Annotated in this window: 11 protein-coding genes; 8 read left to right on the top strand and 3 right to left on the bottom strand. The window is 66.3% G+C overall.

Translation table 11 applies throughout. The annotated features are described in order from the left end of the window. Positions 1-3: 3 nt before the first annotated feature. Together G9E11_RS16260 and G9E11_RS16255 are read right to left on the bottom strand one after the other, a co-directional pair. Positions 4-1,029: a matrixin family metalloprotease gene (locus G9E11_RS16260; RefSeq protein WP_190607573.1), complete on the bottom strand. Its 1,026-nt coding sequence runs from the start codon at positions 1,027-1,029 to the stop codon at positions 4-6. Between the two features lie 156 nt (positions 1,030-1,185). Continuing rightward, a complete protein-coding gene (locus G9E11_RS16255; RefSeq protein ID WP_190607571.1) occupies positions 1,186-2,367 on the bottom strand; it encodes a VIT1/CCC1 transporter family protein in 1,182 nt (393 codons plus the stop codon). A 247-nt stretch (positions 2,368-2,614) separates the two neighbouring features. Between G9E11_RS16255 and G9E11_RS16250 the strand changes: the two genes are divergently transcribed. Then, a complete protein-coding gene (locus tag G9E11_RS16250) occupies positions 2,615-2,851 on the top strand; it encodes a hypothetical protein (protein ID WP_102973224.1) in 237 nt (78 codons plus the stop codon). A 196-nt stretch (positions 2,852-3,047) separates the two neighbouring features. Here the strand turns inward: G9E11_RS16250 and G9E11_RS16245 are convergent, their stop codons facing one another. Then, the gene (locus G9E11_RS16245; protein ID WP_190607569.1) at positions 3,048-4,571 is read right to left on the bottom strand and encodes a sodium:solute symporter family protein; all 1,524 of its coding nucleotides are present in this window, start codon (positions 4,569-4,571) and stop codon (positions 3,048-3,050) included. 291 nt (positions 4,572-4,862) lie between these two features. On the opposite strand from G9E11_RS16245, the gene G9E11_RS16240 reads away from it, so the two are divergent. From G9E11_RS16240 to G9E11_RS16210, 7 genes are all read left to right on the top strand, one after another. Then, complete coding sequence (locus G9E11_RS16240; RefSeq protein WP_190607566.1) at positions 4,863-5,438, top strand: helix-turn-helix domain-containing protein; 576 nt, start codon at positions 4,863-4,865, stop codon at positions 5,436-5,438. 164 nt (positions 5,439-5,602) lie between these two features. Then, the gene (speB, locus tag G9E11_RS16235) at positions 5,603-6,715 is read left to right on the top strand and encodes an agmatinase (RefSeq protein WP_190607563.1); all 1,113 of its coding nucleotides are present in this window, start codon (positions 5,603-5,605) and stop codon (positions 6,713-6,715) included. Further along, positions 6,712-8,376 carry a thiamine pyrophosphate-binding protein gene (locus G9E11_RS16230; RefSeq protein ID WP_190607561.1) on the top strand — a complete coding sequence of 555 codons (1,665 nt, stop codon included), beginning with the start codon at positions 6,712-6,714 and terminating at the stop codon, positions 8,374-8,376. Before speB ends, G9E11_RS16230 begins: the two co-directional genes overlap by 4 nt. A gap of 172 nt (positions 8,377-8,548) precedes the next feature. Beyond that, positions 8,549-9,046, top strand: a complete 498-nt coding sequence (locus G9E11_RS16225) for a MarR family winged helix-turn-helix transcriptional regulator (RefSeq protein WP_102973229.1) — start codon at positions 8,549-8,551, stop codon at positions 9,044-9,046. A 61-nt stretch (positions 9,047-9,107) separates the two neighbouring features. Beyond that, complete coding sequence (locus G9E11_RS16220; RefSeq protein WP_246469024.1) at positions 9,108-11,081, top strand: MFS transporter; 1,974 nt, start codon at positions 9,108-9,110, stop codon at positions 11,079-11,081. Positions 11,082-11,414: 333 nt separating this feature from the next. After that, positions 11,415-13,148, top strand: a complete 1,734-nt coding sequence (locus tag G9E11_RS16215; protein ID WP_190608381.1) for an ABC transporter ATP-binding protein — start codon at positions 11,415-11,417, stop codon at positions 13,146-13,148. Then, a complete protein-coding gene (locus G9E11_RS16210; protein WP_284691192.1) occupies positions 13,145-15,226 on the top strand; it encodes an ABC transporter ATP-binding protein in 2,082 nt (693 codons plus the stop codon). The genes G9E11_RS16215 and G9E11_RS16210 overlap by 4 nt, the downstream gene beginning before the upstream one ends. The last annotated feature ends 20 nt before the right edge of the window (positions 15,227-15,246 follow it).

The following is a 15,246-nucleotide window of genomic DNA, read 5'->3' as shown; positions in this document are numbered from 1 at the left end:
GGCTTACAGGTCCTTGCGGCAGGGTGCCTTGCCCAGTTGGTGCAGGCCGTTCAGGTCGCCGGCCGCGAAGCCGTCGGGGGCGCCGATCTCCGGATACATGAGCTGCACGGGGTCGTCGACGTGCTCCAGCCCCATCACGTGGCCCAGTTCATGGAGGATGACGGCGGTGGCGTAGGCGGTGCCGTCGGGGCGTTCCAGTTCCGCAGCCATCTGCGGAGCATCCAGCTCGAGGCTGCCGGTGACGTAGCTCTTGGGCCCGTTTCCGTAGCTGTAGTGGGTGCTGCCGCCGGTGCCGATGACTTTGCCGGCCAGCTTGGGAGCCGCGTCCGGTGTGGTCCAGCTGATGAGCATGGGTGCCCAGCGGTCGCCATAGGCCCCCGGCTGGTAGGGGGCGCGCCGGTCCGTGGGCTTCTCGTCGGTGGCTCCGTCGTCGACAAACTGGATGCCGGTGGCGCGGGAGACTTCCTGGACCGCCAGCGAAACCAGGCCCGCTGCACCTTCGGGCGCGAGGCTGGCATTCACCACGTAATGCAGCGGACGGCAGGGTGAGTAGCCCACGGGGGAGCCGTCACTGTTCACGGCCAGAAACTTGTACGAGCTGCTGGGCTCCGGAGGTGGCGCCGGAGTGCCCAGGGGAGTAGCTGCTTCCTCGAGGCCCGACGGCGGTGCGCCCCCGGTACTGCCTGGGCCTCCGGGGGCGCCGGACTCCGCTCCGGCAGACCCGCCGCCGTGCCCGGGCTGCCCCGTTTGCCCGGTCCGATCCCGCCCGGCCCGATCCTGGCCGGCCGGATCCTGCCCGGAATCATCCTGCCGGGACGCGGGCTGGTCCCCGGAACCGATGCGGAAGTTCAGCACGCCCGCAAAGCGGGGGTCCCCGTACGCCATTCCGGCGGCGAGGAATGCTGCACAACCGAGGGCAGCGAGCACGATCAGATGGCGGATAAACCTCGCCGCCGCGGTGGCCGGACCCGAGTGCCGCGGCAGGTGCCGGTGCCGGCGTTGAATGCGACCGGGGTCGTGACCCTCCACTGCACCCCTTTCGCGACATTCCTCGGCGGCGTCGCCTCCACAAGGGAAACAAGCACACGCAAACAGGCCCACTTTACAGTTCCGCTCACACGGCCCGGAAACCAGCTGAGCGCGAACCGCTTGAACGGTCCGGGAAGATCAGGCAATCCCCCTCGATCAGGCGATGACGGCGCCAAACGCCATGCCCAGGAGGTAGGTGACGCCGGCCGCCCCCAGCCCGATGGCGAGCTGCCGCAGCCCGCGGGTGAGCGGCGAGGTGCCGGACAGCAGGCCGACGGTGCCGCCGGTGGCCAGCAGTGCGATGCCCACGAGGACTGCCGCCACGATCAGGGCGCCGATCCCGGTCATGCCAAAAAGGAAGGGAATGATGGGCACGATGGCACCCGAGGCGAAGAAGCAGAAGCTGGAGAGTGCAGCGCCCCAGGCAGTGCCCACGGCTTCGTGTTCGTCCTCGGTCTCGGGCAGTTCGGGATGGAGCGAGAGGCTCGGATCGCAGTCGCACGTGAAGAGGCCCATGCGCTCGGCCACGCGGTGTTCGGCGGCTTCGCGCGACATGCCGCGGGCAAGGTAGACCAGCAGGAGCTCGTTGTGTTCGATGTCCAGCTGGGGTGCCGCCACCAGCGTCACCTGGGTGGGCCGGGTGGCGGCCAGGAGCTCGCGCTGGGAACGGACGGACACAAATTCGCCGGCGCCCATGGAGAATGCTCCGGCCAGGAGTCCTGAGATGCCGCTGAGCAGGACCACGCCGCTGCCAACGCCCGTGGCGGCCATGCCCATGACCAGCGAGAGGTTGCTGACCAGGCCGTCGTTGGCGCCGAAGACGGCGGCGCGGAAGGTGCCGGCCAGCCGGTTGCGGCCGCGCGTGGCCAGGCCGCGGACCACTTCCTCGTGGATCTGTTCGTCGGCTGCCATGGCCGGGGTGGCGGACGGTTCCCTGGTGTAGGGGGAGCGGCCTTCGGCCCGCTGCGCCAGCGCGAGCACAAACACGGATCCGAAGTGCCGGGCGAGGAAGCCCAGGAGGCGGCTGCGGAAGGAGGCGTGGCGCGGCTTGCCCGCGTGCTCGCCCAGCAGCTTCAGCCAGTGCGCCTCGTGGCGGCCTTCGGCTTCGGCGAGGGCCAAAAGGATGGCGCGCTCTTCGCCGGAGCGGTTCTGCGCGAGGTCACGGTAGACGGAAGCCTCGGCCCGCTCGTCGGCGAGGTACTGGCGCCAGCGCTTGATGTCCGCAGCGGTGGGCTCTGGCCGGGGTGCGGCGGGGCGGGACGCCGCGCCGTTGCCTGAGGCGGGCGGGGCGGACGTGTTGCCGGTGGTGTGAGGGTCAGATTTTGCGTGCTGAGACACGGGAACTCCTGGGTAGATGGGACGTAATGCGGCCCCATTGCATCGCCCACTTTACCGCGTAATTCCGCGGTTTTTCGGCCGGTTACCCTCAGTTGAAAGTTTAGGGAACCCTCAATAACTCCGGCCGCAGGAGCTTAAGCCCCCGGCCCGCGCGAACGCCCTTGACCACCCACACCGGCGGTGATCTGATGAAAATGTGCCCCGCCGACGGCGGGTACGGAAGTCCAACCACACGGAGGTCTGCCTGATGAACACCAACGGATCGCGCCCCGAGCCGGACACCCGCCATACCATTGAGTCCGATCCCGCCTACGACTTTGCCGAGGACGCGCCGGTGGACGAAGACTGGGACACGGAAGACGAGTTCCTTGATTCCGAGGAGAGGGTTGTTCCCGCCAGCTCCGAGGCAGTGGACGACGACGAACGGGTAGTTCCGCGCGATGCGGACGACGAATTCCGCGCGGACGAAGGCTACGAAGCCTAAAAGTGTCCGTTGCAGCACTGGCGTCCGTTCCAATACCGACGTGCGTTTCGTCCCTGGACCAGTCCCTCCTGCTTTAGCCCAACTCGTTAAAGCCCGACGGCGGTGCCGCCCTACGCTGGGAGGCACCGCCGTCGTCGTGTGCTGTTGTTAAGGACTTTCGCGTTGCTGACCTGCCGGCAGCAGGTCACCGTGCAAGTTACCGGGCGCTGGCCGTGAGCGGCACTTCCTCGGTGTCCTTGCCGGCCACGCGGCGGTACCAGCGGCTCATGACCGCGGGATCCGTCGGCTTGGTCAGCAGCGACACTGCAATGTAGACCACCGCGGAGGCGAACAGGCCGTAGTAGATCGGCTCGTTGGCGAAGACGCCGTCCAGCGGTGCCTTGGCATTGATCTCCAGGACGATCATGGTCCCGAGCGTCACCACGGACCCGACCGCCATGGAGGCCGCGGCTGCGATCCCTGTGCCGCGCTTCCAGATGAGTCCGCCGAGGATGGCCACGAGAAGGCCGCCCACCAGGATGTCGTAGGCGATGGTTAGGGCCGCGACGACGTCCTTGGTGATGATGGCGATCAGGATGGCCACGATGCCGAGCCCGAGGACCCACATGCGGTTGGCCTTGACGTCGTGCTCGGGGTTGTCGGAGTCGTCAGTGTTGATGGTCTTGCCGAACCAGCCGGCGACGAACGGCAGCACGTCCGCACGGGCCACGGTGGCGGCCGCGATCAGGGCGCCGGACGCGGTGGACATCATGGCCGCGACGGCAGCGGCGAGTACCAGGCCGCCGATGCCGATGGGCAGCAGGTTCTGGGCCACCTCGGCGTAGACAACGTCCTTGCCTTCGGTGGCGACGTCGATGGCCGGCAGCGCCACGCGGGCGGCCAGGCCAATCATTGCGCCCGCTGCGCCGTACAGAATGCAGTAGATGCCGGCCGTGGCGCCTCCCCAACGGGCAACCCGGGGCGTCTTGGCGGTGAACACGCGCTGCCAGATGTCCTGGCCGATCAGCAGGCCCAGGGTGTAGACGACGAAGTAGGTGATGATCGTCTGGACGCCGATGCCGTCGATCTGGAAGAAGCTGGCCTCCACACGGCTGCGGATGCCGTCCAGGCCGCCGGCTGCGTTGAGTGTGAAGGGCAGCATCAGGAAGAAGATGCCCACGGTCTTGATGACGAACTGGACCTGGTCGGCCAGGGTGATGGACCACATGCCCCCGATGGTCGAGTACACCAGCACGATGGCGCCGCCGATGGCGATGGCGAGTGCCCGGTCCCAGCCGAACAGGACAACGAAGATGGTGGCGTAGGCGCTCGTGGAGGTGGCGCAGAGCATCAGGGTGTAGGCGAGCATGATGATGCCGGAGGTCCGGGTGGCCTGGCTGCCGTAGCGGAGGGACAGCATCTGGGAGACGGTGTAGATCTTCAGCTTCTGAATGGTGCCGGCGAAGAGGAGGCTCAGCAGCAGCACACCGGCACCGATCGCCACCACGAGCCACATGCCCGAGATGCCGAATTTGTAGCCCAGACCGACGCCGCCAACGGTGGAGGCGCCGCCCAGGACGACGGCGGCCATGGTTCCGGTGTAAAGGAACGGCCCCAGGCGGCGGCCGGCCACGAGGAAGTCACTGTTGTTCTTGGTGCGGGACTTGCCCCACCAGCCGAAGGCCAGCATGGCGGCCAGGTAAACCACCACGATGGCGATATTGACGAAACTTGCGTCCATGATTTGGGGATCCTTGGAGCTTTGGCAGCTTGCGGGCCTCGCCGGGGGCGGGCTGATCGGATGGCGCTGCACTGAACGGAAATCTGGGGGAACGCTGGGTTCCTTGCTGCGCGTCTCCTCGTGGGAGTTGTTTCACAAGCAACAGTTGTTGCGTTAGAGCGTAGGCTGTGATTCGAGTAACAGTCAAGACGCAAAGTCCCGAGACGCGGTTTGCCCCGCGTCTCGAAGTGGCCGGGCCGCTAATATGACTCCAATGATGGGGCCGTGCGGCCGGCCGTGAAAGGTTCGTAAATGAAGGCACTACCAGTTGAGCCGAGCAATGTTCCGGTCGCAATCGGTTCACGAATCCGCGCCGCGCGCCAGTCCCAGCGGCTCACCATTGAGCAGGTGGCTGACGCCACCGGATTGACCAAAGGTTTCCTGAGCCGCGTGGAGCGGGACCTGACCTCCCCGTCTGTGGCGTCCCTCGTTACTCTGTGCCAGGTGCTGTCGATCTCCATTGGCGACCTGTTCGCCGCGCCGGAAACCCACTTGACCAAGCGCGACGCCGGTCCCCGGATCTCCCTCGGCGGCGAGGGGATCGTCGAGCGGCTGCTGACCGCACGGTCCGAGCGGCGCGTGCAGATCATCCAGGCCGTCATCGATCCGCGCGGACGCGGCGAATCGGAGCTGTACGCCGTTGACTGTGACGTCGATGTCCTGCATGTAATCAAGGGGACCATCAAGCTCATTCTCACAAACGAGGAGTACGAGCTGACCACCGGCGATACGGTGACCTTTCCCGGCCGGGAGCCGCACACCTGGGTCAACCCCACCGATGAGGCCGTGGAAGTTCTTTGGGTGCTGGTACCGGCCGCGAGCCGATAGCACCTTTGTCTTTGGACCCGGGCTGCCTGTTTTGGGCGGCCCGGGTTTTTGCTGCCCTTGTTCCCGATTCAGGTAAACAGTCGGTGCGTAATGGACAACTCCGTGTGTATGATGGCTGTCACAACCCACCCTCCACCATTCATCCTCGAAGGAGAGGCGTTCCTTTGGAAGAGCTGCGCATCGAAGCCAACGGCAACCTTGGCCCCATCGATTCATCCCGTATTCCCCGCTACGCCGGGGCGGCAACCTACGCCCGCCTGCCGCGCCTTGACCAGGTGGCCAAGTCGGACATCACCGTGGTGGGCGTGCCCTTTGATTCCGGCGTCTCCTACCGGCCCGGTGCCCGCTTCGGCGCCAACCACGTCCGCGAGGCCAGCCGGCTGCTCCGCCCGTACAACCCCGCCTGGGACGTCAGCCCGTTCGAGAACTGCCAGGTGGCTGACGCCGGCGACATGGCAGTGAACCCGTTCAACATCAACGAGGCCATTGAGACCATCCAGCAGAACGCCCTCGACCTGACGGCGGCCGGGAGCAAGCTGCTCACCCTCGGCGGTGACCACACCATCGCGCTGCCGCTCCTGCGCGCCGCCGCTGAGCGCGCCGGCGGCCCCATCGCCATGCTGCACTTCGACGCCCACCTGGACACCTGGGACACCTACTTCGGCGCCGAGTACACCCACGGCACGCCGTTCCGCCGTGCCGTGGAGGAAGGCATCCTGGACACGGAGGCCATCAGCCACATCGGCACCCGCGGCCCGCTGTACGGGAAGAAGGATCTCGACGACGACCACCGGTTCGGGTTCGGAATCGTCACTTCCGCGGACGTTTACTACCAGGGCGTTCTCGAGACTGTGGCCAAGGTGCGGGACCGGATCGGAGACCGTCCGCTGTACATTTCCGTGGATATCGACGTTCTGGATCCCGCCCATGCGCCCGGAACCGGCACGCCGGAAGCCGGCGGCATCACCAGCCGCGAGCTGCTGGAGATCATCCGCGGCTTCCGCGGCATGAACCTCGTCGGAGCCGACGTCGTTGAAGTGGCCCCGGCCTACGACCACGCCGAGATCACCGGCGTGGCCGCAAGCCATGTTGCCTATGAACTCGTCACCCTCATGGCGGACAACACCGTCGCCGGAGATCGCTTTGGCGCCGAGACCGGGTACGCCGCCCAGGCCCTGGGCCAGGACGCCCGCCGTCCGGCAGGGTTCGCTGCAGCCTCGCCCGCGCCTGCAGACAATGGCGCCGTCCGTGCCGCTGTGGGGGAGTACTCCCAGTGACCGGTGTCCGCAACGGCGGGGACCTCGTGGTCGAAACCCTCGAGGCGCTGGGCGCAAAGACGGTGTTCGGCATCCCCGGCCAGCACGCGCTGGGCCTCTTCGACGCGATGGGCCGGGGCAACCTGAAGTTCGTGTCCTCCCGCGTGGAGAACAATTCTGCGTTTGCGGCGGACGGCTACTCACGTGCCACGGGGGAGGTGGGCGTGCTGTTCCTGTCCACCGGGCCGGGCGCTCTGACGTCGCTCGCCGGGCTGCAGGAAGCATACGCCACGGGTGTGCCCATGGTGGTGGTCGCCAGCCAGATCCCGCTCGAGGGCCTCGGCGCCCGGCGGAAAGGCATGCTGCACCAGCTGGATGACCAGAAGGCGTCGGCCGCGAACGTCACCAAGAGCCAGCGCCTGATCCAGCACGCGTCGGGCATTCCGTCCGCCATCCAGGATGCCTGGACCGAGGCGATCTCGTCGCCGCAGGGCCCGGTGTGGCTGGAAGTCCCGCAGAACGTGCTGCTGGACCCCATCATGGTGCCGCCCGTGGAGGATGCGCTGGCCGAAGCGGCGGACAACCCTCCGCGCGTCGAGCTTGTCCGGGAAGCCGTGAAATGGCTGTCGGCGGCGGAGCGTCCGGCCATCATTGCCGGCGGCGGAACCCGCCGGGGCCGGGCGGAAAAGTCGCTGCTCTCGATCGCGGAAAAGCTCCGGGCTCCCGTCATCTGCACGCCCGGCGGCAACGGCGCCTTCCCGTGGAACCATGAGCTGTCGCTGCAGTCGTGGATTGAGGACCGGCATATGACGGACGTTCTGGAGGACGCGGACGTCCTGGTGGTCATCGGCTCCTCGCTCGGCGAAGTCACGTCCAACTACTTCACCTTTGAACCGCGCGGCAGGATAATCCAGATCGACGCCGAACCGCGCGTCCTGGAATCCAACCGGCCCGGCCTGGGAATCCGCGCCGACGCCGGCCAGGCGCTCGCAGCCCTCGACGCTTCGCTGGTGGTGCCCGCCGATGCCCGCCCCGACTGGCATGGAACCTCACCCGAGGACCTTGTGCGGGAGTCGCTGCGCAAGGTGAAGGAGCGGCTGGAATCTCAGGACCTTGCCAAGGAACTGAAGTTCATGGCCGACGTCCGCGAGGCAGTTCCGGCGGACATGCAGACTTTCTGGGACATGACCATCTCGGCGTACTGGGGCTGGAGCTGCTGGGACGCGCGCGAAGGGCAGTTCCACTCGGCCCAGGGCGCCGGCGGCCTGGGCTACGGGTTTCCGGCGGCGATCGGCGGGGCCGTGGGCCTGGAAACCGTGGGCAAGTCCGCGGCTTCGGCACGAGTTCTGGCGGTTTCCGGCGACGGCTCGGCCATGTACTCCATCGCCGAACTCGCCACCGCCAAGCAGCACAACGTGCCCGTCACCTGGCTGATCGTGGACGACGGCGGCTACGGCATCCTCCGCGAATACATGGTGGGTGCCTTCGGCAAGGCCACGGCCACCGAACTCGCCAGGCCCGACTTCGTGAAGCTGGCGGAATCCTTCGGCGTGCCTGCCACCCGGGTCGCCCCGGAGGATGTGGGGGACGCGCTCAAGGCGGGCTTTGCCGCGGACGGCCCGAACGTCGTCGTCGTCGAAACACTGCTCAAGATGTTCGCCCCCACCCACCTGGGGGACTAACCCACCCCCAACAACAGCGCGAACTGGCAGCTAACGCCCTCAAAACTCGATTTTGAGGGCATCAGCTGCCAGTTCGCGCTTGGTGTTTAACGCACCTCACACATCGTTAGTTTCCTAAAGCAACCATTTTGTTGCTATAGTTGCCTAAGGCAAGCAATAAGGGGCATTCATCATGGCAGTTGAGCCAAACACGGCGGCCGAACTCGTACGGCAGATCTTCGACCTCCAGCGCGCCGTCCGGTGCGCGGCCGTATCGAACTCCCGCGGCCTCGAGGCGGGAGTCGCTCTGCAGGGCGTTCTCCGCTTCGTGGGGGAGAAGGAGTCCCGCGCAACGCACCTGGCCGCACGGCTGGGCGTCAGCGCTCCGGTCCTCAGCCGGCACATCGCAGAGCTGGAGGAACTCGGGCTGGTCCACCGCCGGCCCGACCCCGACGACGGCCGGGCGCAACTGGTCGCCCTCACCGACGCCGGCCGCGCCAAGCTCGTCGAGATCGAGGAGCACCGCGTGGCCACGCTCCAGGAGTACCTCCAGGACTGGAGCCAGCAGGACGCCGCGGAGACGGCGAAAGTACTCTCCAAACTTGCGGAATCCCTGCGGGAATCCGCCCGGGCAACGACGGCCGGCCCCATCACAACCACTACCAAACGCAAGGAGCAGTTCATTGGCTAGCCACGCTGCCGTCTCCGGGACGGCCACGTCACGCCCTTCGGCCCACCCGCCCCAGGCCCCCATGACGCACCGGCAGATCATGGAGGCCCTGACCGGCCTCCTGGCGGCCTTCTTCACCGCGATCCTCAGCAGCACCATCGTGGCAAACGCGCTGCCCACCATCATGTCCGAGCTCAAGGGCACGCAGACGGACTTCGCGTGGGTCATCACCGCTGCGCTGCTGGCCAACGCGGCCACCACCCCGGTGTGGGGCAAACTCGCCGACCTGTTCGACAAGAAGGTCCTGGTCCAGGTAAGCATTGTGATCTTCGTGGCGGGATCGGTGATGGCCGGCCTGTCCCAGACCATCCCGCTGCTGCTGACCGCCCGCGTTGTCCAGGGCATCGCCATGGGCGGCCTGACCGCCCTGGCCCAGGCAATCATCGGCTCCATGATCCCGCCCCGCGACCGCGGAAAGTACTCCGGCTACATGGGCGCGGTCATGGCCGTCGGCACGGCCGGCGGGCCGCTGCTCGGCGGCTTCATCGTTGACAGCCCGTTGGGCTGGCGCTGGACGTTCTTCGTCTGCGTGCCGCTCGCCGTCGTCGCCCTGATCCTGCTGCAGATCACCCTCAAGATCCAGCACGTCAAGCGGCCTGCCAAGATCGACTGGCTCGGTTCCATCCTCCTGACCAGCGGCGTCAGCCTGCTCCTCATCTGGGTGTCCTTCGCGGGCAACCCCGACTACTACGACTGGTGGTCCTGGCAGTCGGCGCTGATGGTGGGCGGCGGCGTCGTGCTGCTGGCCCTGCTCGTGCTGGTTGAATCCAAGGTTGAGCAGCCCATCATCCCGCTGAAGATCATCTCTGAGCGCACCACCGCCCTGGCGATCTGGGCCTCCGTGGCCGTTGGCGTGGCGATGTTCGGCTCCTCTACATTCCTGGGCCAGTACTTCCAGGTGGCACGCGGCGCAACACCCACCGAGGCCGGCCTCCTGACCCTGCCCATGATCGCCGGCAACCTGATCGGCTCCGTGGTTTCGGGGCAGATGATCAGCCGCACCGGCAAATGGAAGCGCTACCTGATCGCGGGTACGGTCCTGCTGATCGGCGGGCTGGGCCTCGCAGGCACCATGGACCACACCACGGAACTGTGGCAGGCCGGAGTGTTCACGGCGATCTTGGGCCTCGGGCTCGGCATGCTCCTGCAGAATCTCGTCCTGGCCGTACAGAACACGGTCAGCGCCAGCAATATCGGCACAGCCAGCGCTTCTGTGGCGTTCTTCCGCTCCGTGGGCGGTGCAATCGGCGTGTCCGTGCTGGGTGCGATCATGAGCAACAGGGTGAAGGAACTGGCCACCCAGGGCCTGGCCGACGCCGGCATCAAGGCGGGCTCCGGCTCGTCCGGCGCCAGCCTCGACCTGGCCGACATGCCTGCCCCGATCCGGGACATCATGCGGGCGGCCTACGGCGACGCCACGGCCGAGATTTTCCTCATCTCTGGCGTCATTGCGGTTGTTGCCCTCATTGCAGTGCTCCTGATCAAGGAACAGCCGCTGCGCCGGACCGTTGACATCCGCCCGGAGGCTGCTGCTGACGCTGCACCGGATGCCGACCTGGGTTCAGGGCGTACCGCCGCTGAGTATTCCGACGACGACCTCGAGCGTGAGTTCGCCGAAGTTCTGACCCGCCAGCTGGCCGACAACAAGGCGCCAAGCTACCAGCCCGGCCGGCAGCCGGCGGCAGAACCCGTTCTGCCGATCAACGAACCGCCGGTGCGTGCCCGGACCATGCTGGCTGAGATGCATAACAAGCCTGCGGACCTGCTGCCGCTCATCCAAGAGACGCAGGGGCTCCTCGCCGAGCAGCAGCTTCAGCTGGCCGCGGCCCTGAACGCCGTGGCCAGGCAGGCTGAGCAGCAGCGAATCATCGCGCAGGAGCAGGCCCGGGTCGGCGCCGAACTGAAGGCGCTGAGCCGCCGGCTGGCCAAGGAACGGAAGCTCCAGAGCGCCGCCGCGCACTACATCGCCTCGCACGGCAAGCACCGCGGCGAATAGCGCACGCTCCGACGGAGTTTTTGTCCAGATAATGGCCGCTAAACCCTTGCCGGGGGGCCAATATCTGGACAAAAACTCCAGTTAAGCGGGCAGGGCGTACGACGGCGGAGCTTGGCTTGGGGGCTTAAATGTCCGTTCGCGCTGGGGTGCGTGAGCCGGCGTCATCCGTTGGACTGCTGCGGTGCGTGAGCCGGCGTCGTCCGTTGGGATGATCTTCGCCCGCGACGTTTCGCACGGGCAGCAGATTTCGTAGAGTTGGAAGGCTTGGGCTGTCAGACCCGGCTGCTATTACTTCTCTTAACTCATTCGCGCTCTCCCGAAGGATCCGTGAGCATGCTCGTCACCCTCATACGGCGTTACTCCAGACCGTATTTGCCGTACATCCTGGCTGTCATTGCATTCCAGCTGGCATCCACTATTGCAGCGCTCTACCTGCCCAGCCTCAACGCCCAGATCATTGACGAGGGCGTCTCCCGCGGCGACACCGACTTCATCTGGCGCACCGGGGCCGTCATGCTCCTCGTGGCCTTCCTGCAGGTGGGCGCCGCCATTGCCGGCGTCTACTTCGGGTCGAAGACCGCCATGGCGATGGGCCGCGATCTTCGCCGCGGGGTTTTCCGCAAGGTGACCAGCTTCTCGGCCAAGGACGTGAACGCGTTTGGCGCGCCCACCCTGATCACCCGTGGCACCAACGACGTTCAGCAGGTCCAGATGCTGGTGCTGATGGGCCTGAACTTCATGGTGTCCACGCCGATCATGTGCGTCGGCGGCATCATCATGGCCCTGCGCGAGGACATCAACCTGTCCTGGCTGGTCTGGGTCTCGGTCCCCATCCTCATTGTGGTGGTCGGTTACATCGTGGTGCGCCTCATGCCTCTGTTTCGTTCCATGCAGACGAAGATCGACCGCATCAATGAGGTCCTGCGCGAACAGATCATCGGCATCCGCGTGGTCCGTGCCTTCGTCCGGGAACCGTATGAGACGGAGCGCTTCGGCCAGGCCAACAAGGAACTGACGGACGTGTCGCTCAAGATCGGTGCACTGTTCGTCCTGATGTTCCCTGCCATCGGCATGATCCTGCACCTGTCCACCGCTGCCGTGCTCTGGTTCGGCGGCCAGCGGGTGGACGCCGGCGACATGCAGGTCGGCTCCCTGACAGCGTTCCTGCAGTACCTGCTCCAGATCCTCATGGCGGTCATGATGGGCACCTTCATGGCCATGATGATTCCGCGCGCCTCCGTCTGCGCAGACCGCATCGGCGAGGTGCTCGACGTCGAACCTTCAATCCACGACCCCCAGCGGCCGGTCACGCCCCGGGATCTGGAGGGCGTGGTGGAGTACCGCAACGTCACGTTCGCCTATCCCGGAGCCGAGGCCCCGGTCCTGAGCAACATCAGCTTCACCGCCCGGCCCGGGGAGACGGTGGCCATCATCGGCTCCACCGGTGCCGGCAAGACCTCCCTGCTGTCGCTGCTGCCGCGCCTCTACGACGTGGCCGACGGCGAGGTGCTCCTCGACGGCGTCCCCGTCAGCCAGCTGGACCGGGCGGAAATCACCAAGCGTGTGGCCCTGGTTCCGCAGCGGCCCTACCTGTTCTCCGGAACCATCGAACACAACCTCCGCTTCGGCAAGCCGGAGGCTACCGACGACGAACTCTGGGACGCGCTGCATGTGGCCCAGGGCGACGGTTTCGTGAGGGAAAAGAAGAGCGGGCTTGCGTCCCGCATCGCCCAGGGCGGCACCAACGTTTCCGGCGGCCAGCGCCAGCGCCTCTGCATCGCCCGCGCCCTGGTCACCAGGCCCAAGGTGTACCTCTTCGACGACTCGTTCTCCGCGCTGGACGTCGCCACCGACGCCCGGCTGCGTGCCGCGCTCAAGCGCACCACCACCGACGCCACTGTCATCATCGTCGCCCAGCGCATCTCCACCATCACGGAAGCGGACCAGATCCTGGTGCTGGACAACGGCAGGATCGTGGACCGGGGGACGCACGAGGAACTCCTCGAAACGTCGCCCACCTACCAGGAAATTGTTGAGTCCCAGCTGAGCGTGGAGGAAGTGGCATGAGCGCCGACAAGAAGGGCACCAGCCAGGACGCCAGCACAAGCAAGGACGCTGCGAAGCTCCAGAGCCAGACTGCAACGGAAGCTGCGGTCCTCGAAGACGACGACTTCCTCGAGGAGGAGTACAAGCCGGGCGAGGCCGACGGCGGCATGTTTGGCGCGATGCCGGCCAAGAAAGCACAGCATTTCTGGCCGTCCGCCAAGCGCCTCATGGGCCTGCTGAAGCCGGAAGCCGCCGGCATCTACGTCGTGGTGGGCATGGTGATCATTTCGGTGATCCTCAATGTCATTGCGCCCAAGGTGCTGGGCCAGGCCATGGACGTGATCTTTGGCGGTGTGGTGGGCAAACAGCTGCCCGCCGGCGTCAGCAAGGACCAGTTCGTCGAGGGGCTGCGGTCACAGGGCCAGGACAACTTCGCGGACATGGTCTCCCGGATGGAGCTCGTGCCCGGTACCGGCATCGACTTCCAGAAGCTGACTGTCCTGATTTCAGCCGTGCTGCTGATGTACTTCGTGGCCAACATCTTCCTGTGGCTCCAGGGCTACGTCCTCAACAGGATCGTCATGAAGGTGATCCGGCAGCTGCGCGACGACACGGAAAAGAAGCTCAACCGGCTGCCGCTGAACTACTTCGACACCCGCCAGCGCGGTGACGTGCTCTCCCGGGTAACCAACGACGTCGACAACGTCCAGCAGGCGCTGCAGCAGGCGTTCGCCCAGCTGATCAGTTCAGTGCTGACGGTGGTCGGCATCGTCATCATGATGTTCATCGTCTCCTGGCAGCTGGCCCTGATCGCCCTGATTGCGCTGCCGCTGTCCGGTGCGGCGGCCGGCGTGATCGGCGCGCGCAGCCAGAAGCTGTTCGCAGCGCAGTGGAAGAACACCGGTGAGCTGAACGGCCAGATTGAGGAGTCCTTCTCCGGGCATGACCTGGTGCGCGTCTTTGGCCGCGACGCCGACATGCTGGAACGCTTCGAGGAGCGCAACGAGGCACTGTACAAGGCCAGCTTCGGCGCGCAGTTCGTGTCCGGCATCATCTTCCCCGTGATGCAGTGCGTCTCCTACCTCAGCTACGTCGGCATCGCCGTCGTGGGCGGCCTGCGGGTTGCCTCGGGCAGCATGAGTCTGGGCGACGCCACGGCCTTCATCCAGTACTCGCGCGAGTTCACCCAGCCGCTGGGGCAGATGGCCGGCATGGCCAACATGCTGCAGTCCGGTGTTGCATCCGCGGAGCGCGTGTTCGAGTTCCTGGACGCGGATGAGCAGGACGCCGAGACCGCCACGCGGCACCTGCCGGCCAAGACCGACGGCCACGTGGAGTTCCAGGACGTCACGTTCAGCTACACGCCGGACAAGCCGCTGATTGAGAACCTTTCCTTCACGGCGGAACCGGGGCACACCGTGGCCATCGTCGGACCCACCGGCGCGGGCAAGACCACCCTGGTGAATCTGGTCATGCGCTTCTACGAGCTCAACTCCGGTTCCATCACGCTCGACGGCGTGGACGTCACCCAGCTGAGCCGGGCCGAGCTGCGCTCCAAGGTGGGCATGGTGCTGCAGGACGCCTGGCTGTTCGGCGGATCCATCTACGACAACATCCGGTACGGCAAGCTGGACGCCACCGAGGACCAGGTCATGGCGGCGGCCAAGGCCACATTCGTGGACCGCTTCGTCCGGGCGCTGCCCGACGGTTACGACACCGTCATCGACGAGGAAGGCAACAACGTCAGCGCCGGTGAAAAGCAGCTCATCACCATCGCCCGAGCCTTCGTGGCCGACCCGTCGCTGCTCATCCTGGACGAGGCCACCAGCTCGGTGGACACCCGCACCGAACTGCTGGTGCAGAAGGCCATGGCAGCCCTGCGGACGGACCGGACCAGCTTCGTCATCGCGCACCGCCTGTCAACGATCCGCGACGCCGACACCATCCTGGTCATGGAGAACGGCAGGATCGTCGAACAGGGCAACCACCAGACCCTGCTCGCCGCCGAGGGCGCCTATTACCGGCTGTACATGTCGCAGTTCGCCGGCGCGGATGCCGAGGAGACGCCCGTGGACGATTCGACGGCGGTGCACAGCTGACCGCCGCGAACCCCGGAGGC

It is taken from the genome of Arthrobacter ipis (genome assembly GCF_014694315.1).
Taxonomy (GTDB): domain Bacteria; phylum Actinomycetota; class Actinomycetes; order Actinomycetales; family Micrococcaceae; genus Arthrobacter; species Arthrobacter ipis.
Note: the sequence above shows the minus strand (reverse complement) of the source record. Positions and strands in the feature narration are given on the sequence as shown.